At 71.3% G+C, this 23456-nt stretch carries 18 protein-coding genes; 9 read left to right on the plus strand and 9 right to left on the minus strand.

All coding sequences use genetic code 11. The features are described 5' to 3' along the window. Positions 1-72 precede the first annotated feature (72 nt). The 7 genes from ACFWBB_RS38010 to ACFWBB_RS38040 all read right to left on the minus strand — a co-directional run bounded on the left by ACFWBB_RS38010 (position 73) and on the right by ACFWBB_RS38040 (position 9518). A complete protein-coding gene (locus ACFWBB_RS38010; RefSeq protein WP_385282373.1) occupies positions 73-2955 on the minus strand; it encodes a glycoside hydrolase family 2 TIM barrel-domain containing protein in 2883 nt (960 codons plus the stop codon). 27 nt (positions 2956-2982) lie between these two features. Further along, positions 2983-3879, minus strand: coding sequence for a carbohydrate ABC transporter permease (locus tag ACFWBB_RS38015; RefSeq protein WP_385282376.1), 897 nt, complete (start codon positions 3877-3879; stop codon positions 2983-2985). Next, positions 3876-4841 carry a carbohydrate ABC transporter permease gene (locus ACFWBB_RS38020; RefSeq protein WP_385282379.1) on the minus strand — a complete coding sequence of 322 codons (966 nt, stop codon included), beginning with the start codon at positions 4839-4841 and terminating at the stop codon, positions 3876-3878. Before ACFWBB_RS38020 ends, ACFWBB_RS38015 begins: the two co-directional genes overlap by 4 nt. 20 nt (positions 4842-4861) lie before the next feature. Then, complete coding sequence (locus ACFWBB_RS38025) at positions 4862-6118, minus strand: ABC transporter substrate-binding protein (protein ID WP_385282382.1); 1257 nt, start codon at positions 6116-6118, stop codon at positions 4862-4864. Between the two features lie 296 nt (positions 6119-6414). Further along, the gene (locus tag ACFWBB_RS38030) at positions 6415-6678 is read right to left on the minus strand and encodes a hypothetical protein (protein ID WP_385282385.1); all 264 of its coding nucleotides are present in this window, start codon (positions 6676-6678) and stop codon (positions 6415-6417) included. 190 nt (positions 6679-6868) lie between these two features. After that, positions 6869-8122 carry an ROK family transcriptional regulator gene (locus tag ACFWBB_RS38035; RefSeq protein ID WP_385282388.1) on the minus strand — a complete coding sequence of 418 codons (1254 nt, stop codon included), beginning with the start codon at positions 8120-8122 and terminating at the stop codon, positions 6869-6871. A 151-nt stretch (positions 8123-8273) separates the two neighbouring features. After that, on the minus strand, positions 8274-9518 hold the full coding sequence (locus ACFWBB_RS38040; RefSeq protein ID WP_385282391.1) for an FAD-binding protein: 1245 nt from the start codon (positions 9516-9518) through the stop codon (positions 8274-8276). A 149-nt stretch (positions 9519-9667) separates the two neighbouring features. On the opposite strand from ACFWBB_RS38040, the gene ACFWBB_RS38045 reads away from it, so the two are divergent. From ACFWBB_RS38045 to ACFWBB_RS38085, 9 genes are all read left to right on the plus strand, one after another. Then, positions 9668-10987 (plus strand): radical SAM protein, encoded by a 1320-nt coding sequence (locus tag ACFWBB_RS38045; RefSeq protein ID WP_385282394.1) that lies wholly within the window; start codon positions 9668-9670, stop codon positions 10985-10987. A 331-nt stretch (positions 10988-11318) separates the two neighbouring features. Beyond that, on the plus strand, positions 11319-12821 hold the full coding sequence (locus ACFWBB_RS38050; RefSeq protein ID WP_385282396.1) for a cellulose-binding domain-containing protein: 1503 nt from the start codon (positions 11319-11321) through the stop codon (positions 12819-12821). Then, positions 12806-13063 (plus strand): hypothetical protein, encoded by a 258-nt coding sequence (locus ACFWBB_RS38055; RefSeq protein ID WP_385282399.1) that lies wholly within the window; start codon positions 12806-12808, stop codon positions 13061-13063. Before ACFWBB_RS38050 ends, ACFWBB_RS38055 begins: the two co-directional genes overlap by 16 nt. 304 nt (positions 13064-13367) lie before the next feature. After that, a complete protein-coding gene (locus ACFWBB_RS38060; RefSeq protein WP_385282402.1) occupies positions 13368-15050 on the plus strand; it encodes an SWIM zinc finger domain-containing protein in 1683 nt (560 codons plus the stop codon). A gap of 391 nt (positions 15051-15441) precedes the next feature. Beyond that, positions 15442-16524, plus strand: coding sequence for a hypothetical protein (locus tag ACFWBB_RS38065; RefSeq protein ID WP_385282405.1), 1083 nt, complete (start codon positions 15442-15444; stop codon positions 16522-16524). Positions 16525-16551: 27 nt separating this feature from the next. After that, positions 16552-16803 carry a hypothetical protein gene (locus ACFWBB_RS38070; protein ID WP_385282408.1) on the plus strand — a complete coding sequence of 84 codons (252 nt, stop codon included), beginning with the start codon at positions 16552-16554 and terminating at the stop codon, positions 16801-16803. Positions 16804-17257: 454 nt separating this feature from the next. Next, the gene (gene rsgA, locus ACFWBB_RS38075) at positions 17258-18394 is read left to right on the plus strand and encodes a ribosome small subunit-dependent GTPase A (protein WP_385282411.1); all 1137 of its coding nucleotides are present in this window, start codon (positions 17258-17260) and stop codon (positions 18392-18394) included. 322 nt (positions 18395-18716) lie between these two features. Next, a complete protein-coding gene (locus ACFWBB_RS38080) occupies positions 18717-20156 on the plus strand; it encodes a DNA-3-methyladenine glycosylase 2 family protein (RefSeq protein ID WP_385282414.1) in 1440 nt (479 codons plus the stop codon). Then, on the plus strand, positions 20153-20653 hold the full coding sequence (locus ACFWBB_RS38085) for a methylated-DNA--[protein]-cysteine S-methyltransferase (protein ID WP_385282417.1): 501 nt from the start codon (positions 20153-20155) through the stop codon (positions 20651-20653). The genes ACFWBB_RS38080 and ACFWBB_RS38085 overlap by 4 nt, the downstream gene beginning before the upstream one ends. Before the next feature lie 48 nt (positions 20654-20701). Here the strand turns inward: ACFWBB_RS38085 and ACFWBB_RS38090 are convergent, their stop codons facing one another. Both ACFWBB_RS38090 and ACFWBB_RS38095 read right to left on the minus strand, forming a co-directional pair. Continuing rightward, entirely contained in the window at positions 20702-21184 is a 483-nt protein-coding gene (locus ACFWBB_RS38090; RefSeq protein WP_385282420.1) for a DUF456 domain-containing protein, read from the minus strand. A gap of 239 nt (positions 21185-21423) precedes the next feature. Then, positions 21424-22407, minus strand: a complete 984-nt coding sequence (locus ACFWBB_RS38095) for a helix-turn-helix domain-containing protein (RefSeq protein ID WP_385282423.1) — start codon at positions 22405-22407, stop codon at positions 21424-21426. Positions 22408-23456 lie beyond the last annotated feature (1049 nt).

The raw sequence follows: 23456 nt of genomic DNA on the forward strand, positions 1-23456 counted from the left end.
GAAACTAATTGATCACGACGGCCGCGGGATGCGTATTAACATAAACGGAATGTCGATCACACGGTCAGTCGATCAGTCGGTTGCGGTGAAGACGAACGAGAACTCCGCGGGCGCGGCGCCGAGGAAGTACCGCGGCAGCGGGCCCGGGCCGCAGGACTGGGAGCCGATGCCGTGCTGGCCGTGGTCGAGGTTGACCCAGACCGTGTCGCCGGCTGTGAGGTCGGTCAGGTGCCGCGCCGCGTCCAGCTGCTCGGTCGTCCAGCGGCGCGCGGAGAACCAGAACTCCGGGTCGCCTTCGATCCGCAGTCCGCCGAGCTCCGCCCACCGGACGTCGGCGCGCGCTCCGTTCTCCTGCGGTCGCACGTAGGGAGTCTGCATCTCCTCGTCCACGCTCCCGTCCCACTGGCCGAGCATGGATGCGGCCCTGGTGTCCGGGTACGCCTCTCCGGGACCGCCACCGAACCACCGCGCGTGTTCCGCGGACGCCGCCGCCAGCCCGAAGCGGATGCCGATCCTGGGCAGTGGCACCGTCCAGTCGCCCTCGGGGCCCACGGAGACGGTCAGTTTCAGCCGGGTCCCGTCGGACGTCCAGCGGTACACGGTGCGCAGGCCCACCTCCCGGCCGGCCGGCGCCACCCGGGTCCGTACGGTCAGCGCGTCGTCACCCGGCTCGACGCCGTCCAGGCGGTGCCGCATGCGATGCAGGCCGTACGTACGCCACAGCGTTCCGTAGCGCGTGTCGTCCTGCCAGGGTGCCCCGTCGTCGTTGTCGGTCGGCGCCCGCCACACATCCAGACGCAGACCGGTGACGTCGACGCCGCCGATCGTCCTCAGTTCGCCGGTACGCGCGTCGAAGGCTCCGGGACCGAGCGTGATCAGCCGCTCACCGGGGACGGGCGCCTCCGAGGCGGTGACGGTCCTGGGTGCGCGTGGGACGACGGTCTCCTGGCCCCATGCCACCGCATGACCCCTGGGTGCCCACGGAGTGTCCTCGGCGAGCAGCGCGCGGATCGTCCACTGGACCTCGTCGCCCTGACCGTCGGGGCCGGCCGGGAGCGTGATCTCGGCCGACTCCCCGGGCGCGAGGGACCCGACCGTGAGTTCCTTCGCGCCCGTGGGGAGACCGTCCACCTGGTGGAAGAACTCGAAGCTCAGGTGGGAGAGGTCCGAGAAGTCGTACACGTTGGTGATCCGCACGGTTCTGCCCGTGCCGTCGCCCTCGATACGGACCGGCTCGATCACCTTCTTGAACTCGACGAGACCGGGGGAGGGGGTGCGGTCGGGGAAGACCAGACCGTCGCAGACGAAGTTCCCGTCGTGCAGTTCCTCGCCGAAGTCGCCACCGTAGGCGTACCCCAGCTCCGGGTGCTTGACGCCGTGGTCGATCCACTCCCAGACGAAGGCGCCCTGGAGGCGGTCGTGCGCCTCGAAGATCCGCTGGTAGTCGGCCAGTCCGCCCGGCCCGTTGCCCATGGCGTGGGCGTACTCGCAGAGGATGAAGGGCAGTTGACGTCGCTTCCGGGTGCCGCCGTCCTGGCCCAGCCCGATCCGCTCCACCTCGTCGTGGGAGGCGTACATGCGCGAATAGACGTCCGTGTCACGGCAGTCGATGTCGCCCTCGTAGTGCACGAGGCGCGAGGCGTCGCGGTCGTGGATCCACTCGGCCATGGCGGTGAGGCCGCGGCCGGTGCCGGCCTCGTTGCCGAGGGACCAGATGACCACCGAGGGATGGTTCTTGTCCCTTTCGACCATGCGGGCGGCGCGGTCGAGGAGAGCGGGGGTCCAGCGGTCGTCGTCGACGGGGTTGTCCCGCCAGTCCTGCTCGACGAAGCCGTGGGTCTCCAGGTCGCACTCGTCGATCACCCACAGCCCGTACTCGTCGCACAGGTCGAGGAAGGCCGGGTGGGGCGGATAGTGCGAGGTGCGGACGGCGTTGACGTTGTGCCGCTTCATCAGCAGCACGTCCGCGCGCATCGTCTCCAGGTCGAGGGTCCGGCCCGTCTCCGGGTGCCACTCGTGCCGGTTGACGCCCTTGAAGAGGACCGGCCTGCCGTTGACCTTGATCAGGCCGTCCGCGAGCTCGACGGTACGGAAGCCGATGCGCAGCGGCACCCGCTCGCCCGCCGTCACCAGTTCACCGTCGTACAGCTCGGGGATCTCCGCCGTCCACGGCCGAACCGGCGCCGTGACCGTCCGTCCGGTCTCGACGTCGATGTCCAGGGCAGGCACGATCACCCGTCCGTCGACATCGGAGTCGACACGCAGGGTGCCGGCGCCCGTGACATGGTCGTAGGAGGCGTGCACGAAGAAGTCGAGGACGCTGCCGGCCGGGCGGTGCAGCAGCGTGACGTCACGGAAGATGCCCGGCAGCCACCACTGGTCCTGGTCCTCCAGGTACGAGCCCGCCGACCACTGGTGGACCCGGACCGCGAGGACGTTGCCCGTCGGCCTGAGCAGGTGTCCGACCGCGAACTCGTGCGGCAACCGTGAGCCCTTGAACTCGCCTATGTCCGTGCCGTTCAGCCAGACGCGGGCGCAGGACTCGACGCCGTCGAAACGGAGGAGGAATCCGCCTTCGGAAGGGCCGGGCCATCCCCCGGGCAGGTCGAAGACCCTCAGATGGTCGCCGGTCGGGTTCTCGGTCGGCACCCGGGGCGGGTCGACCGGGAAGGGGTAGAGATGGTTGGTGTAGGCGGGCGCGCCGAAGGCCCCGTCGCCCTGGAGGACCCAGTGGCCCGGGACCGTGATCTCGGCCCAGCCCCCGGCGTCGTAGCCGTCCCCGGCGAACGAGTCGTCCTCGGCGTCGGCCGTCCCGGACAGCCGGAAACGCCAACTCCCGTTCAGCGAGAGGGAGCGGGCGTCCGAGCCGGCGTACCGGGCGCGGGGCGGAAGTGCCCCGCTGCCCGGTGAGACGTCCTCTACGTAACCGACGTCGGTGGTGGTGCGGAAGGACATCTGTCTCCAGGTCTTCAGAGGAACGTGTCAGCCCTTGATGCCGGTCTGCGCGATCCCCTGGACCAGCCAGCGCTGGAGGAAGAGGAACACGAACACCAGGGGCAGGATGGACATGGCCGTGGCCATGAAGATCAGATGGAAGATGACGGTCTGGTTGGTCATGTAGTTGGAGAGCGCGACCTGGACGGTCCACGAACCGGGGTCCTGGCCGATGACCAGCGGCCACAGGAAGGAGTTCCAGCCGTTGATGAAGGTGATGGTCGCCATCGCCGCGAAGAAGTTCAGAGAGTTGGGCACCACGATGCGCCAGTACGCACCCCAGTAGCCCAGTCCGTCCACGCGCGCCGCCTCCTCCAGCTCCTTGGGGAACCCCAGGAAGTACTGCCGGAACAGGAAGCAGGTGAAACCACTGAACAGGCCCGGGATGATCAGACCCCGGTAGGTGTCCACCCAGCCGAGCGACGACACCAGGACGAAGCTGGGGACGAAGGTGACCGCCGTCGGGACCATCAGTGTGCCCAGGACGGCGTAGAAGACCTTGTTGGCGTGCCTGTACGGGATGCGGGCGAGAGCGTAGCCCGCGAGGGAGCACACCAGCAGGACGCCGGCGGTGTGCAGGGTGGCCACGACCGCCGAGTTCCACAGGGACTGGGCGAAGGGCACCGTCTCGTCGGTGAACAGTTCGCTGATGTTGCCCCACTGGATGTCCGTGGGGAAGAACTTCCAGTTCTCTCCGGTGATCTCGGCGTCGGTGGAGAGGGCGTTGCGGATCAGCAGGTAGAACGGGATCAGGAAGAAGAAGCCGGCGATCCCGGTGGCGACGTAGAGGCCGGTGGAGCTCATCACGCCGCCACCGCGCCGGTCGCGGCGGGGTTTCCCGGACGGCGGTGCGGGCTCCCGCACCTCGGGCATCGTGCTGGTCACTTGGACTCCTCCCCCCTTCCGAAGCCCAGGAACCTGCCCTGGAGCAGGGTCACCGCGCAGATCAGCACGGTCAGGATGACCGCGCCCGCGCTGCCGGCGCCGTAGTCCTGACTCTCGCCCAGGGCCTTGTAGTACAGCTCGACGAGGGGCGGACGACCCCACGTGGTCTTCGACAGGAGGTTGTAGAACTCGTCGAATGCCTGGTACGCGGCGATGAGCAGCAGGAGGATCACCGCGGTGGACGTGGCGCGCAGTTGGGGCAGGGTGATGTACCGGAAGGTCTGCCAGCCCGGCTTGGCGCCGTCGATGGCGGCGGCCTCGTACAGCTCGCCCGGGATGTTCTGCAGCGCGGCGAGGAACAGGATCATGTAGAAGCCGGACTGCAGCCACAGCCGTGCCGAGACGATGACGAGCCAGTACCAGGGCGGGTTGGGGTCGACCAGCCAGGCGATGTTCTCGATCCCGAACCAGCCGAGGACCGTGTTCATCATGCCGAAGCGGACCCCGCTGAAGATGGACATCTTCCAGATCAGCGAGGCGGCCACGTAACTGCACGCGGTCGGCAGGAAGAAGACCGAACGGAAGAACGCCCGCATGAAGCGCAGCTGGTTCACCAGCAGGGCGAGGCCCAGCGAGAGCGCCCAGGTGGTGGGCACGATGAACGCGGCGAAGGCGGTGAAGGTGCCGAGCGATCCGACGAAGTCGTCGTCCGTCAGCATGTACGTGTAGTTCTCGAAGCCGACGAACTTGTCGGGCGTGACGGTGAAGCGGGCCTCGAAGAAGCTGAGCCAGAGACTCCAGAGGATCGGCGCGTAGACGAAGATCGCCAGACCGATGAGGAACGGTCCGCTGAAGAGCCAGAAGTTGAAGGTGGGGCTGCCCCGCAGACCCCGCCGCGGCTTGGCCGGTGAGGCCTTCGCCGGGGCGGGGCGCGCGAGGTCGCGCGTGCTGGTCGTCGACATGTCGTGATCCGTCCCGCGGCCTATCCGAACAGCTTCTTGAGTTCGCGGTTGACGGCCGTGTCCGCCTTGTCGAGCGCGGCCTCCGGGTCCATGTCCTTGCGGACGCTGTTGGCGAAGACGTCCTCGAGGGAGGTGCGCATGGCCTGGGTCCAGCCGATGTTGTCGAAGTGCCCGAACTCGTTGAAGAGCCGGACGCCCTCAGCGGCGTTGCCCGACTTGAGCTTGGTGGCAGTCTGCGCGATCGAGGTGCGCGGCGGGATGTGGAAGCCGAAGGACGTGGCCCACTCCTCCTGGTACTTCTTCTGGTCGATCCACAGCCACTTGACGTACTCCTTGGCCGCGTCGACGTTCTTGCCCTTGGCGTTGACGAACATCGACCAACCGCCGTTGTAGACCGACTGCTTGCCGGAGTCGATGGTCTTCGGGAAGGGGAAGACCCCCCAGTCGTCGCCGAGCGCCTTCTGGATCCCCGGCATCGCCCACATGCCACAGAACTGGATGGCGCACAGGCCCTGGTTGAGCGAGGAGGGGTCCCAGGAGGCGGTCGGTGCGCCGAGGAGAAGGTTGCCGCTGGTGAAGAGCTTGCGCATCTTCTTCAGACCCTCGATGACGCCAGGGGTGTGGTAGGCGATCTCGTTCTTCTCGTCGAGGTGGTCCGCGCCGGCCGACCAGATCATCGTGTCGATGACGCTGTGCAGGTCGTCGCCCATGTACAGGCCCTTGACCTTGCCGGTGGTGAGCTTGTCGGCGGCCTCCGCCAGTTCGTCGAGCGTGGTCGGCACCTCGACCTTCGCCTTCTCCAGCATCGACTTGCGGTAGAAGAAGAACTGCGGGTCGTCGATCATGCGGACGCCGTAGATCTTGCCGTCCACCGTGTGCGACTTGATGTCGGCCGGGTTGAAGTCGTCCTTGACCGGCGTGACGATGTCGGTCAGGTCCGCCACCTGACCGCTCTTGACCAGCTGGATCTGCGGGTGGAACTCGAACAGGTCCGGCGCGCTCTTGGTGAGCAGCGTCGCGAAGAGCTTGCTCTCGAAGTCGGCGCTGGTGATCCACTGCGTGGTCACGTTGGCCTTGTCGTAGGCCTTCGCGTACTTCTTGATGGCCTGTTCGGTGCCCTGCTCGCCGTACGCGTGGAAGAACTGCGTCAGGTCGACGCCCGAACCGGCACCGCCGCCGCGGCCGTTGTTGCCGCCGCAGGCGGCCAGCGTGCCGGCGGCGGCCATGCCGGCGGCGGCCCGGAAGAGGGACCTGCGGGACCAGTTGCTGTTGCTCATTGCCGACATGGTGACGTCCTTGTCTCGAGTACGGCTGCGGCTGGGCGGCTGTAGCGCCAGATGGCCCAAATGGCGTCGCGGAGCGGGACGTTAACCTTCGGCTAAGGCTTCGGCAAGGGGTTGGACGAAGTCTGTTCGAAGCGTTGTGATCGGTTCGGGATGGCGAACGGAAGGGGCGAAAGGGAAGGGTGTGAAGCGGCAGCGACGGGGTAACGCGGCTGCGCGAAAAGGAGGTTGAGGGCCGCCGGTGTCAGGGCCGGCGACCCTCGGTCAAGGGGGGAGTTCTCCCCGTGTGGCTACCGCCCGGCCGGGGTCCGGTCGGCCTCGTCGGCGCGGCTGTTGAGGATCACTCTCGAGCTGCGGACGATCGTCCGCTCGCCGGCGGCGGGGCACTCTCCGTCGGCCCGGTCGGCGCCGCGGCCGTTCGCGTTCGCCGATCGGCGCGGGGTGACGTCACCGGTGAGCGCGTCGACCGCGCCGGCCTCCGGCTCCGCGCCGGTGCAGGTCCGCCCGCGTCCCCGGGTGCCGACCGCCCGACGTACGACAGGGCGGCCGGCCACGGTCCGCGCAGGCGAGAGGGAGGCGTCGGCCGCGCCGGCTGACAGCGGCTCGGCAGAGCGGCCGCCGGCGGGTGTTCCAGGACGGCGGGCGAACCGTCTGGCTTCTTCCGGTCGAGGACGTAAGTCGCTGTCGGCTCGCGTCAAGGCTGCATTCCTTCCGTCGTCATGGGGGTGGCGCGGTGCGCACGGTTCAGCCGGGCGGCGCGGTACGGCTCCTGGCGGCGGCGAAAACGGCCCGCTTGGCGTTTCGTGGCCCGACCGACCGCAACGCCCCCTCGAGCGCGAACGTCGCCGCCCCCAGACAGGCCGGGTCGGTGGGGATCGGGGAGAGGACGATCCGGTTGGCGGCCAGCGGCCGTTTCAGCGCGTGCCGGGCCACGGCCTCGCGCACCTCCTCCAGGAGGGGTTCGCCGAGCCGGGCGGCGACCCAGCTGCTCAGCACGACCACCTCGGGGTTGAGCACGTTGACCAGGTTGGCGATGCCGGCGCCGAGGTAACGGGCGGTGTCCCGGACGACCTTGACGGCGACCGGCTCGCCCGCGGCCACCCCGACGGCCAGCGCGTCGATGGTGGCGGTCTGGTCCTCGGGGTGCAACAGCGGGCTCAGCGGGCTGAGTTCACGCAGGTTCTGCATGATGCCGGGCGCGCCGACGTACGTCTCCACGCAGCCGTGGTTGCCGCAGCGGCACAGCCTCCCGTCGAGCACGAGCGTGGTGTGCCCCCACTCGCCGGCGCTGTTGCTGACGCCCCGGTGCAGCTCGCCGCCGAGAACCAGACCGGCCCCGACTCCCGTGCCCAGGTTGACCACCACGGCGTCCCCGTGCCCGCGCGCCGCGCCGAACCACAGCTCGGCGACCGCGCCGGCGCGCAGCGGGTTGTCCAGGTACAGCGGATACGCGATGTGTTCGGAGAGCAGGTCGAGCAACGGCACGTCGTGCCAGTCCCAGTTGGGCGCGTACTCGGAGATGCCGGTGGCCCGGTCCACCTGCCCCGGCACGCTCACCCCGACGCCGAGCACCCGGGCGGCCTCGACCCCGGCCTGCGCGACCACCGAACCGGCGGCCGCCGCGACATGGCCGACCACCTGCGCGGGGCGGCTCTCGCCGGGCCGCATGTTCTCCTCGGCCCGGGCCAGCACGTTCAGGGCCAGGTCGAAGAGCTCGACATGGACGTAGGTCTCCGCGATGTCCACGCCGATCAACGCGCCCCCCGACGCGTTGACGGCCACGAGGCCCCGGGGGCGGCCACCCGCCGAGTCCTCGAACCCGACCTCCGTGATCATGCGGAGGTCGAGCAGCTCGCCGACGAGGGTGGCGACGGTGGCCAGCGAGAGTCCGGTAGCGGCCGCGAGCTCCTGCCGGGAGGTGGGCGAGGCGGCGATGATCTGACGCAGCACCTCATAGCGGTTCGCGGTACGGATGTCACGTGATGTGCCGCGCTTCATGGAGCGTGCCCCCTCATCCCTTCCGTCCCTTCGCGTGCCGGGCGGGCCCGCACTGCGACGGCACCGGCGCCGCGTCAGGCTATGGGGTGCCGAAGCGTTCTACAAGGGGTTAGGAAAGGGGCTTTATAAAGTCGGCCGGAGGTGGCGTGAATCAGCTCGCCAGGACGTCCCTGACGAAGGCGTTGGTGAACTTCGCGGCCGGGTCCAGCACCCGCGCCAGGGCCGTGAAGTCGTCGATGCGCGGATACCGCCCGCGCACCACGTCGGCCGGCACCTCGAACACCTTGCCCCAGTGCGGCCGCGGCTCGAAGGGCTCCAGCGCGGCTTCCACCGCCCGCACCGCCGGCAGCACGGCCGCCGTGTCCTCGACCCAGGTGAAGTGCAGCGCCACGGTGTCCCGCCCGTAGGAGGGGCTCAGCCACTGCTCGTCGGCGGCGACGGTCCGCACCTCGCAGACCTGGAGCACGGGGGACACCGCCTGCCGGACACGGTCGATCGCGTGCAGCGCGTCGGTGGCATGCCGACGTGCCAGCAGGTACTCGCTCTGCAACTCGTTCCCGCTGCTCGGCGTGAACTCCGCGCGGAAGTGCGGCAGCCGCTCGTGCCACGGGCCCGGCACCCCGAACTGCTCGGTGCAGTTGACCGCCGGCATTCCCGGCACCGGATGCAGCGCCTCCACGGCCGGCGTGGCCCACGGGAAGTCGCCGAGGGGCTGGTCCGTGCGCCGTTTCAGCCACACCTGCCGGAACCCGGGCGCGGCCCAGTCGGTGAACAGGCTGACGCTGTACGCGGCCGCCGCGACGGTCTCGAAGTCCAGTCCGTCCAGCGGCAGTTCGGTGAACAGGTGCTGCTCCACCTGGTAGCCGGGCTCCAGGTCGAGGGTGAGCGCGGTGACCACCCCGAGGGCGCCCAGCGAGGTGACGGCCCCGCCGAACCGCCGGTCGCCGCGTCCGATGACGACGGTCGAGCCGTCGGCGGTGACGATCTCCACCTCGCGGACGGCAGAGGCGAGCGAACCGTTGCCGACCCCCGACCCGTGCGTACCGGTCGCCACCGAGCCGGCGACCGAGATGTGCGGCAAGGAGGCCATGTTCGGCAGCGCGAGTCCGCGCTCGTGCACGCGGCGCGCCAGTTCGGCGTACCGGACCCCGCCCCCGACCCGGACGGTCCGGGCCGCCGTGTCGACCTCGACCTCACCGGCCAGGGCGTCCAGCGACAGCAGCACGCCGTCACCGCCGGGTTCGGCGATCTCGTTGAACGAGTGTCCGCTGCCCAGCACCCGCACGCGGCCGCTCCCCGCCACCAGCGAGCGGAGCGCGTCGAGGGAGCGCGGACGGTGCAGTTCGCGGGCGGCGAAGATGATGTTGCCGGCCCAGTTGGTGACGGTTTCTGTCATGCGACTGCTCGCCCCTTCCGAGGAGATCGAGAACCCGGAGTTCCCAGGTGGAACCTACCTTGCCCGCAACACGAGGCCCCCGCCCCCACCCCCGCGCCGCCGGGGGCATACCGTGAGGAGTCGTACGCGTGAACCGGGAGGAGAGAGGGATGGGCAGCCGTACCGCGCTGGTCGAGGATCTGATGGAGCGCTTTCCGCATGTTCCGCGGGAGGCCGTCTTCAAGGAGGACCTGCTGCGCGGAGGTGTGGCCTTCGATCCCTCCGCTCTCAGCGACAACGAGTCGGGCGAGGTCAAACCGAAGTCCTACTTCATCTTCTCCTTCGACCACGGCACCCTGCCCGAGCTGGGCGAGGCCGCGCTGCGTCGGCCGCCGGAGGAGATCATCCTCACGGGAGGCCCGTACGACCTGCGGCGCACCGTCGTCTCGGTCCGCGTGAACCCGTCCTCCCCGTACCGCGTCGCGGCGGACGGCGAGGGACTGCTCGGGCTCTACCTCGACGGGAAGCGCATCGCCGACGTCGGCGTGCCGCCGATGCCGGAGTACTACCGCCACAAGCTCTCCAACGGGAAGTCCGTCATGGAGGTCGCCCCGACCATCCAGTGGGGCTACCTGATCTACCTGACCGTCTTCCGGGTGTGCCAGTACTTCGGCGCCAAGGAGGAGTGCCAGTACTGCGACATCAACCACAACTGGCGCCAGCACAAGGCGGCCGGCCGGCCGTACACGGGTGTGAAGGACGTCGAGGAGGTCCTCGAAGCCCTGGAGATCATCGACCGCTACGACACCCAGAAGGCGTCCACCGCGTACACCCTCACCGGCGGCGCCATCACCAAGACCGTCGCCGGGCGCGACGAGGCCGACTTCTACGGGCACTACGCCAAGGCCATCGAGGAGCGCTTCCCGGGCCGCTGGATCGGCAAGGTCGTCGCCCAGGCGCTGCCCCGCGACGACGTGCAGCGCTTCAAGGACTACGGGGTGCAGATCTACCACCCCAACTACGAGGTGTGGGACCGCCGCCTGTTCGAGCTGTACTGCCCGGGCAAGGAGCGCTACGTAGGCCGCGACGAGTGGCACAAGCGGATCCTCGACTCGGCGGAGATCTTCGGTGCTCGCAACGTGATCCCCAACTTCGTCGCGGGGGTGGAGATGGCCGAGCCCTTCGGCTTCGCCACCGTCGACGAGGCCATCGCCTCCACCACGGAGGGCCTGCGGTTCTTCATGTCGCAGGGCATCACACCCCGCTTCACCACCTGGTGCCCGGAGCCCACCACCCCGCTCGGCAAGGCCAACCCGCAGGGCGCGCCGCTGGAGTACCACATCCGGCTGCTCGAGGCCTACCGCGCCACCATGGACGAGTTCGGGCTCGCCTCGCCGCCCGGATACGGTCCGCCCGGGCCCGGCCGCGCGGTGTTCTCCGTGAGCTCCTTCATGGACAGCCTTCCGGCGCAGGACTCGGCCACCGTATAGTCCCGGCACCGGTGTCGTCCGCCGAAACCGGTGCCGGATGCGGAAGCGGTGCCGGAGTCGGGAACCGGGGCAGTTCGCGAAACCGGCGTCGAAAACCTGGCGCCGGTGTTGAACACGTGGCGCTCCGCGTCCGTACTGGAGGCCGGAGTACCGCGCGGCAGCCTTCTCGCCGTCCTGTCCAGTTGCCTGTCCTGTCGTCCTGACATGACATCTGAACAGGGCGCTTGTCAGTTGTGTCGGTAACGTGAAAAGCTCTGCCCCTGCCGCGAGGTTCCCCCCAACTCCATTGCCGTCATGGTGAGTTGACCTCGCTTGTGGATGCAGGAGACTCATGCCCGACCTGCCGACCCCGAAGGACGCCGCCGAGGCCGCGCTGTTCTCCGAGTGCTGGGACGCCGTCCTGTCGTACGCCGACCTGTGTACGTCCGGCTCGACCGCGGCGAATCAGTTGGCCCGCGAGGCGTTCGCACTCGGCATACGCGAGGCCCGCGCAGCCGAGGACGGTACCGCACGAGGTGCCGGCCGTCGCTCGTCCCGGCTGCCCCGGATCCCGCTGCTGCTGACCGCCGTACGCACCACTGCGGCCGCCTGGGAGGCCCGGGGGCAGGGTCACAAACTGGACCCCGACCTGCGCCTGTGGCTGAACTCCGACAAGGCCGCACGATACGTCGGACCGCCCCTGAGCCGGCCCATCGCCCTGCGCGGACTGCGTGACATGCAGGAACCGGACGCCGCCCTGCTCTGGCTGGCGGAGGTGGAGGCACTGCCGCTGCACGCCGTGATCCGCCGGCAGGGCCTGGACCCGACCGCCGCGGTGGAGGAGCTGAACCAGGTCCGCGGACTGTTCCGGGACCGCTGCCACCGCAACCATCTCGACACCCCGATGGACGCGGAGTGCCGCAGCTACGTCCGGCTCCTGGACGCCGTCACCCGCTCGCCCGCCGCCGACACGCCTCCCGACCTCTCCCGGCACCTCGCCACCTGCGTGGAGTGTGCGGAGGCCGCCGCCTGTCTGCGGCTGCACGGGGGCGGGCTGCCCGCGGCGCTCGCCCAGGGCGTCATCGGCTGGGGCGGCCTCGCCTACCTGGAGCGCCGTCGCCGGGCCTCCGAGGTGCGCCTCGGAGGCGGACGCCCCGACGCCCGGGACGCCGAGGGCGCGGCGGCCCAGTCCGCCGCGGGCAGGGCGCGTGTGCTGCGCAACGGAATGCTCGTCACCGCCGTCCTGGTCTCCGCGCTGGCGCTCGCCGTGTCGATGATGCCCGGCGACAGCGGTGGCACGGGCGGCGGCGAGAGCGTCGCCCAGGGCGACCCCGTCGACGGCAGCCCGGTGTCCGGCCCCGGCTCCGTCCTGCCTTCCGCCGATACCGCCATCTCCGCCGCGCCCTCCTCGTCCGGCCCCGCGCCGTCCGTGAGCGGTACGTTGACGGGCGGCGACCACGCCGCCGGGACGCCCGACCCCGACCCCGAGCCCCAGGGCACCTCCTCGGCCACCACGGGTGCCGGGGGGAGCGAGGGCGCGGCGGCCTGCGAGGTGACGTACGACCTCGTCAACCAGTGGCCCGACGGCTTCCAGGCCACCGTCACCGTCACCACCGCCGTGACGCTCGACGCCTGGCGCGTGGCCTGGTCCTTCCGCGACGGCCAGAAGGTCGACCAGATGTGGGACGCGAACGTCGCCCAGAGCGGCTCACGCGTCACCGCGACCGCCGCCGACTACAACAGGTCCGTAGGGGCGAACGGCACCCTCACCTTCGGCTTCCTCGCCTCCTGGCAGAACAAGAACACCGCGCCGTACGCGTTCACCGTCAACGGGCAGGCGTGCACGAGTTCCTGACGCACGCCGGCCGAACCGGGGCGCGGGCGGAGCCGGCGAGGCGGTTCGGCCCGCGTGGTGAGGCGTCTTGGGCCTTCTCGGCAGTCGGCCTAGGGCGTCGGGGTCTCGCGCTGAGCGGCTCGGGCCACACGCGTCAGGAGGAGAGCGAGACCGACGAGTTCAGCTGCTCCTCGGCCACGACGGCGCACACCGCCATCACCCGGGAACTCGGCGAGTGGCTGCTGGACCGGCTGCCCGGCTGATCCTCCGCGGTGCACGGGTCGGGCTGGCCGCTTGACGGGCAGCCCGACCGCCCGGAGGACACCGACCGCTTCGTATCTCACCGGTGAGCGACAGGGCTGTCCGGGAGGCGCGGGGCGTTCGCGTCTCCAGGCGACCGGATCGACCACCTCGCCCCAGGCGCCGAGCAACGGCTGACGGCCGGCCGGTACCCTCTCGTCGTGAGCCGCAGCCGCCTGGCATGCGGAGGTGGGCGTGTGCGCCCACCAGCACAGCGATATGGGCACTGCGGGGGCCGTCGCTCGGCTCCTCCGGTTGAATGCCTCTGTGGCACAGGACTTGGACTTCGACGAGGACGACCTTCGGGCGCTGGCCGCGCCACGCTCCTTCGAGCGGGGCCGAGGGTATCTGGCCGCGGTGACCGCCGTGGAGGTCGGTGACGGCTGGATCACGGCCACCGTTCACGGGACGGACGCCTACCGGGTGGAGCTGTCCCTGGACGGTCCCGACGGCCTTGCCGGGGAGTGCGACTGCCCGTACGGCATGGAGGGCAACTTCTGCAAGCATCTGGTCGCCCTGGGCCTGACCGTCCTCTCCGAGCCGGAGGCGGTGCCGCGACAGCGCGGCCGGGCCAGGATTCGTGCCCAGGAGCTGGATGCGTGGCTGGCTGCGCGATCCAGGGACGAGCTGCTCGCCCTGCTACGGGAACAGGTCGCCGAAGACCGGCAGTTGGCGAGCCGGCTGGAGTTGCGGGCGGCGAGCGCCCGTGGAGACACGGCCGAGGTCGGCGCCCGGATCCGGGAACTTCTCGACACCGCCCCCTTCGCACGGTACGGCTACGTGGAGTACGCCGATGCCCACGCCTACGGCGAACAGGCCTCGCAGGCGGTGTCCGCGATCGCCGCGCTGACCGTCGCCGGGCGGCCCGAGGACGCGATCTCCCTGTCCCGGGAGGCGATGCGGCTGCTGAGCGAGGCGCAGGACGCGATCGACGACTCCGATGGTCACCTGGGTCGAATCGGGGCTGCGCTCGCCGAAGCCCACCTCGACGCGTGCGGCGCGGCACGCCCCGACTCCGACGAGACCGCGCGGTGGCTCGTCGGCCATCTGCTCAGTGACCTGGACGACCTCACCGGCATCGATCCCCTTGATTACGCGGATGTCCTCGGCGCCCATGGGGTGCTCCGCGTACGAGAGTTGGCAGCCGCGGCCTGGCGCCGCAACCGCACCGGCTGGGCGGAGAAGCACCTCATGGAACGTCTGGCCAAGGCGGAGGGGGACGTGGACGGCTGGGTCGCCGTGCACACGGCCGACCTCGCCCCGGACGGCAGCACCCACCTGACCGTCGCCCGCGAACTGGACACCGCCGGCCGCCCGGACGAGGCCCTGCGGTGGGCGGAACGCGGCATCGAGGACACACCCGACGACGTCACCCCCGACATCGCTCTGATCGACTACCTCTGCGACCGCTACGCCCGCGCCGACCGGCTCTCCGACGCGGTCGCCCTGCGCCGCGTCCAGTTCGCGGCCCGCCGTTCCCTGGCCGGGTACCAGCAGTTGCGTACGGCGGCACGGGCGGCCGGCTGCTGGCAGGCCGAGCGGGAACAGGCGCTGGTGCTGCTGCGCGCCGACGTCGGGCAGCGACAGCGGTCTTGGTACGGCGGACCGGTCCTGGTCGATGCCCTGCTCGACGACGGGGACATCGACGCCGCCTGGCGGGCCGCGACCGAAACGCGTGCGCACGACCGCCAGTGGCTCGCCCTCGCCGACCAGGCTCGTGCCGTCCGTCCTGCCGACGCGCTCGGGGTCTACCTGCGGCTGGCCGAACCGCTCATGAAACAGACGGGCAACACCGTCTACGAGCAGGTGACCGGTCTGCTGCTGAGCATGCGCGACTGCCACCACCGCCTCGGCACAGAAGACGAGTTCACCGTGTACCTCGCCGCCCTGCGTGCCGGCCATAAGCGCAAGCGGAACCTGATGCGGCTCCTCGACCAGCATGGTCTGTAGCCCTGCCAGAACTCGGTGGAGGCGGAACAGGGAAGCGGAATTCGCTCCGTATGGCGAGCAGGGACTCTCGCCCGGCAGTGTCGTACCTGTCGGCCGCGGCCGTTGCGACATCGTCACCCCGGTCGGCATCGTCCGCGCCGACACCGAGTTCGCGGTGCCGGCGGTAAGGATGTCGTGCCGCTCGTCTGCCGCTCCGCCGCGTGCCTGACGGCTTAGTGGTCCAAACCCACTCTGACCTGCGCGTCAACCCAGCTATGCGTAGTTCGGCGAACCCATCCAAGCACGCCTGGCGGCCGCCACCCTCGCCCGGACGGACGGTACTGACCGCGCATCGATGCACATAATCGATGAAACTGGTCGAAACATACGCCAAAACCGCGGAGGCGTGGCGATGCGCGGCAAGGCCGAGAACGACGAAGGCTCCGTCGAGGAGTACGACGACGAGCACGGTGACGAACTCGACACCGAGGACAGTGACGAGTACACCGATCCCGACGCTTACGACGAGGAGTCGGCATCGTACGAAGACGAGCCGGCGTCCTACGACGAGGAGGACGCAGCCGGCGCGAGCCCTGACGTCTTCCTCGACGTTCCGCTCCTGAAGGTCGACGAGATCGACCTGGATGTCGAGGACCTGCGGGCGCATGTCTCGCTGCAGGCCGAGGTGCTGGATCTGCTCAAACTGAATGTGGGCGCCGACGTCTCGCTCGGCCGGGTGCACCTGGGCATCTCGGGCGTCGAGGCACAGGCCCAGCTCAAGGTGCGTCTCCACCACGTCGCACAGATCATCGACCGAGTGCTCACCACGCTCGACCGCAACCCGGAGATCCTGCACGAGCTGGCGCGTGGAGTCGGGTCCGCCGTGCAGGATGTCGGCGGCGGAGCGCGTCAGGCCGTGGGGGAGCTGGGTACGGGTGCCGGAAGGGCGGTCCAGGAGGTCGGCCGGGGCGCGGGGACCGCCGTCCGGGATGTGGGCCAGGGTGCCGGGGCTGCGGTCCGGGATGTGGGCCAGGGTGCCGGGGCTGCCGTACAGGACGTGGGCCGGGGCGTCGGCTCCGTGGCGCAGGATGTCGGTCAGGGAGCCGGGAGGGCCGTTCAGGACGTGGGCGCTGGTGCCGGGGGCGCGGTGGAGGACGTCGGCCATGAGACGAGCCGGACCGTCGGAAGCGCCGGCGAGGCGGTGGGCGGCACCGCCGGGAGCGTGGCCGGACAGGTTGCGGGCGTGACGGAAGCGTCGGGCGACACGGTGCGGGGCGGCACCCACGCCGTTGCGGAAGCTGCGGAGACGGCGAACGCCACCGCGGAACGGACCGAGCCGCCGCGTGCGGCGCGCGAGGGCGCGGAGGGAGAGCGGGGCCGAGCCGGCCGGAGTCGAGGCGGCACCCGCACCCGCCGGGTGCGCGGAGAGGACGGGAAGCTGCCGCCAAGGTCCGGTGGCCCTCGTACCGCCAGGGCGCCGGAGGAGCCGCCCTGAACGCGAGGCGCGGGAGCCGGGAGCCCGGTGGGGGACATCCTGTTCCGGTCGACGGTCCACGCCGAACGGCTCCGCTTCACGCAGGAACCGCGGACAGCCGTCCGCTTCCCCGGCACCGGGAAGCGGGAGTCCACGAGCCACAGCGATCGCACCCACCTACCGGACACGGTCGTCCCCGGTCAGGAATACCAGGACGTCACCGTCGCCTACCGGCTGGCGACCCGGCTCATCAGGGAGCCCGAGGCCGGGCGGAGCGGTGACGACAGCACGGACGGGTGACCGGCCGGCTTGACGCGGTGGCACGTCCGCCCCGCCCCTGCGCAGACATACGGATATCCGCACAACCGCATCCAGAGTCAACACGGCGCCGTCGTGTGCGAGGTGCCCGGGTTCCTGGACAGCGCGACGGCGGGGAGGGCGGTGCCGGAGGCGCCTATTTCTCCCGGGGCCCGGCGCGGCTCTCCTGTGGGACCACCACGAACCACGGTGCGCCGGAATTCGGTGGCGTCGCGCCTCGTGTCCCCCTAGGGTCGGTGGTGTTCGAGCGGCAACCTTGTGGTGCCGTGGGTGACTTGGCTTGTTCGGGAGGTGTGACCGATGGCTGTCTATCTGGTGGGCGTTGCCCGCATCCGGAAGTTCATCAAGTCCACCTCCGTGGCCTCCGGCTGACCTCATCCGTTCCTCCCGTGCCATTGAGCGCGGTGCCGGGGCCTCCCTTGTGAAGGGTCACCCCTTGTCTTTCTCTTCTCTCGCGGGTTCGTCCTCGTCTTCCTCGCATCCCCTCGTGCCGTACGGCTGGGATGCGGACTGGGAGGCCGAGTTCGCCCCGTTCGCCGAGCAGGGTCTTCTGCCCGGTCGTGTCGTGCGGGTCGACCGTGGCCTGTGCGATGTCGTCACTCCGGCCGGAACCGTTCGTGCCGACACCGAGTTCGTCGTTCCCCGTGACCCGATGAAGGTCGTGTGCACGGGGGACTGGGTCACCGTCGATCCCGAAGGCCGCGATCCCCGGTACGTGCGGACGTTGCTGCCGCGTCGTACGGCCTTCGTACGCTCGACGTCCTCCAAGCGCTCCGAGGGGCAGATCCTCGCGGCCAACGTCGACCACGCCGTGGTCGCGATGTCCCTGGCCGTGGAACTCGACCTCGGCCGCATCGAACGGTTCCTCGCGCTGGCCTGGGAGTCCGGCGCGCAGCCCGTGGTCGTGCTCACCAAGGCCGACCTCGTGCCCGACCCGGTCGCGCTGTCGTACCTCGTCCAGGACGTCGGGACCAGCGCGCCCGGCGTGCCGGTGCTCACCGTCTGCGCACGGGACGGCGAGGGCGTGGAGGAGCTCGCCGGTCTCGTCGGCCGGGGCACCTCCGTGCTGCTCGGGGCGTCCGGCGCGGGCAAGTCGACGCTCGCGAACGCGCTCGTCGGCGAGGACGTGATGGGCGTCCAGGCCACCCGCGACCTGGACGGCAAGGGGCGGCACACCACCACCACCCGCAACCTGCTGCCGCTGCCCGGCGGGGGCGTCCTCATCGACACGCCCGGGCTGCGCGGGGTCGGCCTCTGGGACGCCGGCGCCGGAGTCGGCCAGGTCTTCTCCGAGATCGAGGAGTTCGCCCGGAACTGCCGGTTCCACGACTGCGCGCACGAGTCCGAGCCGGGGTGCGCGGTGCGGGCGGCCGTCGACGACGGGGAGCTGCCCGTGCGCCGACTGGAGAGCTATCACAAGCTCGTCCGGGAGAACCGGTGGATCGTCGCCAAGTCCGACGCCCGGACGCGTGCCGACGTCCGTCAGGACTGGAAGCGCAAGCAGGCCGCCGGCCGGGCGGCGGGGGAGGCGAAGCGTGGACAGGGGCCGTGGCGGCCCGCTCCTCCCCGCTGACCGTCACCTGACCGTCACCTGACCGGATCCGGCCTCGAGGCACGGATCCGGCCTCGAGGCCGGTGTCGAGGCCGGATCTCGAAGCTCGTGCGGCCGGTGTTCGGTCCCGGGGAGTGACGCCGGCTACCGGCTTCCGGTCCGGCGTCACGTCCTCCGCTCCGGCGTCAGGCGCTCCGCTCCGGCGGAATGCACTTCAGGGGCAGGGCAGCTTGACGTCGTCCCGTCCGGCGTCATGCCGTCCGGTCCGGCTCACGTACCTCGGTCCAGCGTCACGTCCGATTTCCGCCAGCAGGGTTTCCCTTCCGCGCGAAGACTGGAACCCATGACGGACCAGGACACCCGCTACGAGGCGGTCCGCAGCAGGGACGCCAGGTTCGACGGCGAGTTCTTCTTCGCCGTCGACACCACCGGCATCTACTGCCGGCCCAGCTGCCCCGCCGTGACGCCCAAACGCCACAACGTGCGGTTCTTCGCGACGGCCGCCGCCGCGCAGGGCTCGGGGTTCCGGGCCTGCCGGCGGTGCCGCCCGGACGCCGTGCCGGGATCGGCGGACTGGAACGCGCGTGCCGACGTCGTAGGCCGGGCCATGCGGCTGATCGGCGACGGCGTCGTGGACCGCGAAGGCGTCACCGGCCTCGCCGTACGGCTCGGATACAGCGCCCGTCAGGTGCAACGGCAGCTCACCGCCGAGCTCGGCGCGGGACCGGTCGCCCTGGCCCGGGCGCAGCGCGCGCACACCGCGCGGGTCCTGCTGCAGACGACGGGTCTGCCGGTGACGGAGATCGCCTTCGCGGCCGGGTTCGCCAGCGTGCGCCAGTTCAACGACACCGTGCGGACCGTGTACGCGGCCACTCCGACCGAACTGCGGGCCGCGGTACGCGCGGCCCGTCGCACCGCCACCCCGTCCGCCGGGATCCCGCTGCGGCTCGCCCACCGGGGCCCGTACCACGCGGGCGCGGTGTTCGACCTGCTGCAGTGGGAGGCGGTGGCCGGGGTGGAGGAGGTGAGCGGGCCGCCCGGCGGGCGGACCTACCGACGCACGCTGCGGCTGCCGTACGGCACCGGGATCGTCGCCGTGGACGAGCGGGCGGGGGATCCGGGCCGGGCCTCGGCGGTCCACCCCGGAGGCTGGCTCGACGCGCGGCTGCATCTCACCGACCCGCGCGACCTCACCACCGCCGTCCAGCGGCTGCGGCGGCTGTTCGACCTCGACTCCGACCCGTACGCCGTCGATGAGCGGCTCGGCGCCGATCCGCGGCTCGCCCCGCTGGTCGCCGCGCGGCCGGGGCTGCGCGCGCCGGGGGCCGCTGATCCGGAGGAGTACGCGGTGCGGTCGGTCGTGGGGCGGGCGGCGGCCGAACTGCTCGTCCGTGCCTACGGCAAGGCCCTGGACGCCCCCTGCGGCACCCTCACCCACCTCTTCCCCGAGCCTGCCGTCCTGGCGCAGGCCGCGTCCTCGTCCGGGTCCAGGTCCAGGTCCGGGTCCGGGTCCGGGTCCGTGTCCGGGTTCGACGGGCCGCTGGGCGCCCTCGCCACCGCCCTCGCCGACGGCACCGTACGGCTGGACCCGGGCGTCGACCGGGACGACGCCCAGGAAGCGCTGCTCGCGCTGCCCGGCCTCGACGCCCGTACGATCGCGGAGATCCGTGCCCGTGCCCTCGGCGACCCCGACGTCGCGCCGCCCGGCCCGCACGCCCCCGAAACCTGGCGCCCCTGGCGCACCTACGCCCTGCACCACCTGCGCGCCGCGGAGGAACGATGACCGACCTGACGTACTGGACCAACGTGCCGAGTCCGCTCGGTCCGCTGCTCCTCACCGCCGACCGCGACTCCACTCTGACCTCCCTGTCCGTGCCCGGACAGAAGGGCGGCCGGACCGTGCAGGACGGCTGGCGGCACGACCCCGGGCCCTTCCGCTCCGCCGAGGAACAGCTCGCCGCCTACTTCGCCGCGGAGCTGAAGGAGTTCCGGCTGCCGCTGCGCTCCGACGGCACCGCGTTCCGCGAGCGCGTGTGGGCCGCCCTCGACTCCGTGCCCTACGGGGCGACCACGACGTACGGCGAGATCGCCGCACGCGTCGGCGCCTCGCGGATGGCCGTACGCGCCGTCGGAGGGGCGATCGGGGCGAATCCGCTGCTGATCGTGCGCCCGTGCCACCGGGTGATCGGCGCCGACGGCGCGCTGACGGGATACGCGGGCGGGCTGGAGCGCAAGGTCCGGCTGCTCGCGCTGGAGGGCTCGCTCCAGGAGCGGTTCTAGGCCTGTTCCAGGCCTCCACCGGCGCATCGGTGCGGCCTTTTGGAGGCGTCACCCCCACAGAACCGCCCCCAGCCATGCCCCCATGATCAACAGGCAGGTGAACAGCTCCGTGAGGACGCTGGAGCCGCCCGAGCGCATCGCCGTGCGCAGGGCCGCCCGGGCTTCGCCGTGGCGGCCCAGACGGAGCCGTTCGGAGAGGTAGATGCCGCCCATGAAGCCGGGGATCGCACCGAGTACCGGGAGCAGGAAGAAGCCGAGGAACGCCCCGAGCCCGGCGTACACCGCCATGCGGGGGGTCGCGCCGCTCTCGCGCAGCCGACGGGGCGGCAGCGCCCAGCGCACCACCTGCGACAGGAACAGCGTCACCGTGGCGCCGACCAGCACGGCCCAGGCGGCCGGCTGAGGATTCTCCAGCGCCCACCACAGGACCGCGGCCCACACCAGCCACGACCCCGGCACCCCGGGCACCAGCACTCCGCACAGGCCGAGCAGAATGACCAGTCCGACCAGCAGGAGTTGTGACACTCCCATCTGCCCAGGGTGCCCGAACCGAGGAGAACGCGCAGGTCAAGGCGTACGGCCTCGAACTCGCGGAGCGGACGTGGGCCCACGGACGCGCGGGCCCACGGACTCGCGGACTCGCGGGCCCACGGACTCGCGGAGCGGGCCCACGGACCCGCACCCACCCACGGACCCGCAGGCCCATCGACTCGCGGACCTGCGGGTCACGGTCACGGAGTCTCGGACCCGCGGGCCCCCGGACCGGCGGGTCAGTGCTCCCTGGCCACCCAGCCGCGTGCGTACGCGTGCCAGCCCAGTTGCAACCGGGTCGTCACGCCCGTCAGCTCCATCAACCCCTTTACCCGGCGCTGTACGGTCCGCAGCCCGAGGTCGAGCTGCTTGGCCGCGCTCGCGTCGGTCATCCCGGCCAGCAGCAGGGACAGGATCTCCAGGTCGGTGGCGTCGGGACCGTCCGGAGCCTGTTCGGCGACACCGGCCGCGCCGAGGCGCAGCGGCAGCGCCTCCCGCCACACCGACTCGAACAGGCCCGACAGCAGCTCCAGCAGCCCGCTGGCGTGCACCACCAGTGCGGCGGGCTCGGCCGAGCGGCCGGTCAGCGGCACCAGGGCGAGCGTGCGGTCGGCGACGACGAGCTTCGTCGGCACCTGGTCCACCACCCGCACCTGCTCGTCCCGGCCCAGCGCGGCGGTCAGCTCCGTCATGCCGTCCGGCCGGTCGAGGACCGCGCGTTCCAGTACGACGCGGTAGCGCACCCCGCGCGCCGCCGCCTGCTCCTCCGCGTCGTTCTCGCCGCCGGTCACGGCCACCGGGGTGCCGGTGACCAGCGAGCACACCTCCTCGCTCGCCCCGAGCTGGATCTGAAGGAAGCGCTGGGCGACGGCGGCGGCGCCCGTCACCACCTCGACCAGATCGTGCACAGCGGGTTCGGCGGCGGCCGCCCGGTACTCCTCGGCCAGCAGGGCCGCCGCCAGCTCCGCCCTGTCCAGCTCGTGCCGCTGCTGGGTGAGCAGTGCGCCCAGGGCGACGCCCGGTGGCGCGGCCACCCAGCGACCGGGGCGACCCGAGGACTGCGCGGCGAGGCCGTGCCGCTCCAGCCGTCGCAGCGCGCGTTCGGTGTCGTGCTCGCCGAGGGTCAGCCGGCGCGCCAGGTCGGGCACGTCGGCGGCGCCCACGGCCACCAGCGCCCGGTACGCCGACTCGTGCGTCTCGTCGAGCCCTATCGCTTTCAGCATCGGGTGGCTTCCTCCTTCTGACGTCCCGTGAGTGGCGGGAAACAGCCACGGCGTAAACCCGCCGCCGCACATCATCGCCGTACCGCCGGCCACTCTGCCAAGGTGTGGCCACGGCGGTAACACGTGATCATCCCCTGGCCATCCGCGGCGGATGTCCGGCAACGCCGTGCAGACTCGGGCCGGCCGACCACCACACCGCGCCCCCGAGATCTCTCGAGAACGTGATCCGGGCTCATCACGCGCAGCGGCGCACAGGGGAAATGAGGCCGGGTCACCCCAGTCGCCGGGCGGTTCTCCCGTGGGGGGTGGAACCGCCCGGCGGCCCTTGCCGCACCTCGCCCCGCACCGCTGTCCAGGAGTCACTCGGCCTGCTGTTCGACACACTCGGCGTGGCGCATTTTCCGGATGCCCCGTTTTCAACCGGCCCGTGCGGTGGACAATCGGGGGCATGAGCCAGCAGGGGGGAAGGCCCACCGGTCACGAGGACGACTGGTGGGGGCAGCTGTACGACGACGCCACCGAGGACACGGGGCCCGCGCGCACCGGCGACTCCCTGGACGACCGTTTCGCCTCGGCCGCCGGAGCGGTGCGCTCCGCGGGTACGGGGGACGGCGTCGGCACGGGGGGAGCGGCGGCCCCGCGGCGCCCGGAGGACACCGGCGGCGCGGACGCTCCCGGCGTGCCGGGCACGGTGCCGGCACCCCGCGCCGAGCGGTCCGGTCCCGGCGGGCGGACCGACTGGTGGACCTCGCCCACCGCCACGACGGCAGGAACGCCGCCCTCCCCGGAGGCCACCGTTCCACCGCCCAGAAGCCGACCCGCCACCGAATCCGCCCCAGGGCGGGACACCGGGCCGTCGGGCGGACCGGACCTGGAACAGGCCGGTGCCGGTCCCGGTGCCGGTGCCGGACGCGGCGACGAGGGGCGTGACGTCCGGAGCGACGGCGATCGCGGCACTGGACGGGATGCCGAGCTCGGCACGGGCCAGGACGGCGCCGGACGCGTTTCCGGGCGGGACGTGGCCGGGCCGGGTGGGGACGTCGGTGCCG

Source organism: Streptomyces sp. NPDC060000 (assembly GCF_042737375.1).
Classification (GTDB): Bacteria; Actinomycetota; Actinomycetes; order Streptomycetales; family Streptomycetaceae; genus Streptomyces.

Coding starts and splice junctions, on each gene's coding strand:
- ACFWBB_RS38010 (WP_385282373.1), bottom strand. CDS start 2,955: ATGTCCTTCCGCACCACCACCGACGTCGGTTACGTAGAGGACGTCTCA.
- ACFWBB_RS38085 (WP_385282417.1), top strand. CDS start 20,153: ATGACCGACCTGACGTACTGGACCAACGTGCCGAGTCCGCTCGGTCCG.
- ACFWBB_RS38065 (WP_385282405.1), top strand. CDS start 15,442: ATGCGCGGCAAGGCCGAGAACGACGAAGGCTCCGTCGAGGAGTACGAC.
- ACFWBB_RS38040 (WP_385282391.1), bottom strand. CDS start 9,518: ATGACAGAAACCGTCACCAACTGGGCCGGCAACATCATCTTCGCCGCC.
- ACFWBB_RS38095 (WP_385282423.1), bottom strand. CDS start 22,407: ATGCTGAAAGCGATAGGGCTCGACGAGACGCACGAGTCGGCGTACCGG.
- ACFWBB_RS38045 (WP_385282394.1), top strand. CDS start 9,668: ATGGGCAGCCGTACCGCGCTGGTCGAGGATCTGATGGAGCGCTTTCCG.
- ACFWBB_RS38025 (WP_385282382.1), bottom strand. CDS start 6,118: ATGAGCAACAGCAACTGGTCCCGCAGGTCCCTCTTCCGGGCCGCCGCC.
- ACFWBB_RS38050 (WP_385282396.1), top strand. CDS start 11,319: ATGCCCGACCTGCCGACCCCGAAGGACGCCGCCGAGGCCGCGCTGTTC.
- ACFWBB_RS38090 (WP_385282420.1), bottom strand. CDS start 21,184: ATGGGAGTGTCACAACTCCTGCTGGTCGGACTGGTCATTCTGCTCGGC.
- ACFWBB_RS38020 (WP_385282379.1), bottom strand. CDS start 4,841: ATGTCGACGACCAGCACGCGCGACCTCGCGCGCCCCGCCCCGGCGAAG.
- ACFWBB_RS38080 (WP_385282414.1), top strand. CDS start 18,717: ATGACGGACCAGGACACCCGCTACGAGGCGGTCCGCAGCAGGGACGCC.
- ACFWBB_RS38035 (WP_385282388.1), bottom strand. CDS start 8,122: ATGAAGCGCGGCACATCACGTGACATCCGTACCGCGAACCGCTATGAG.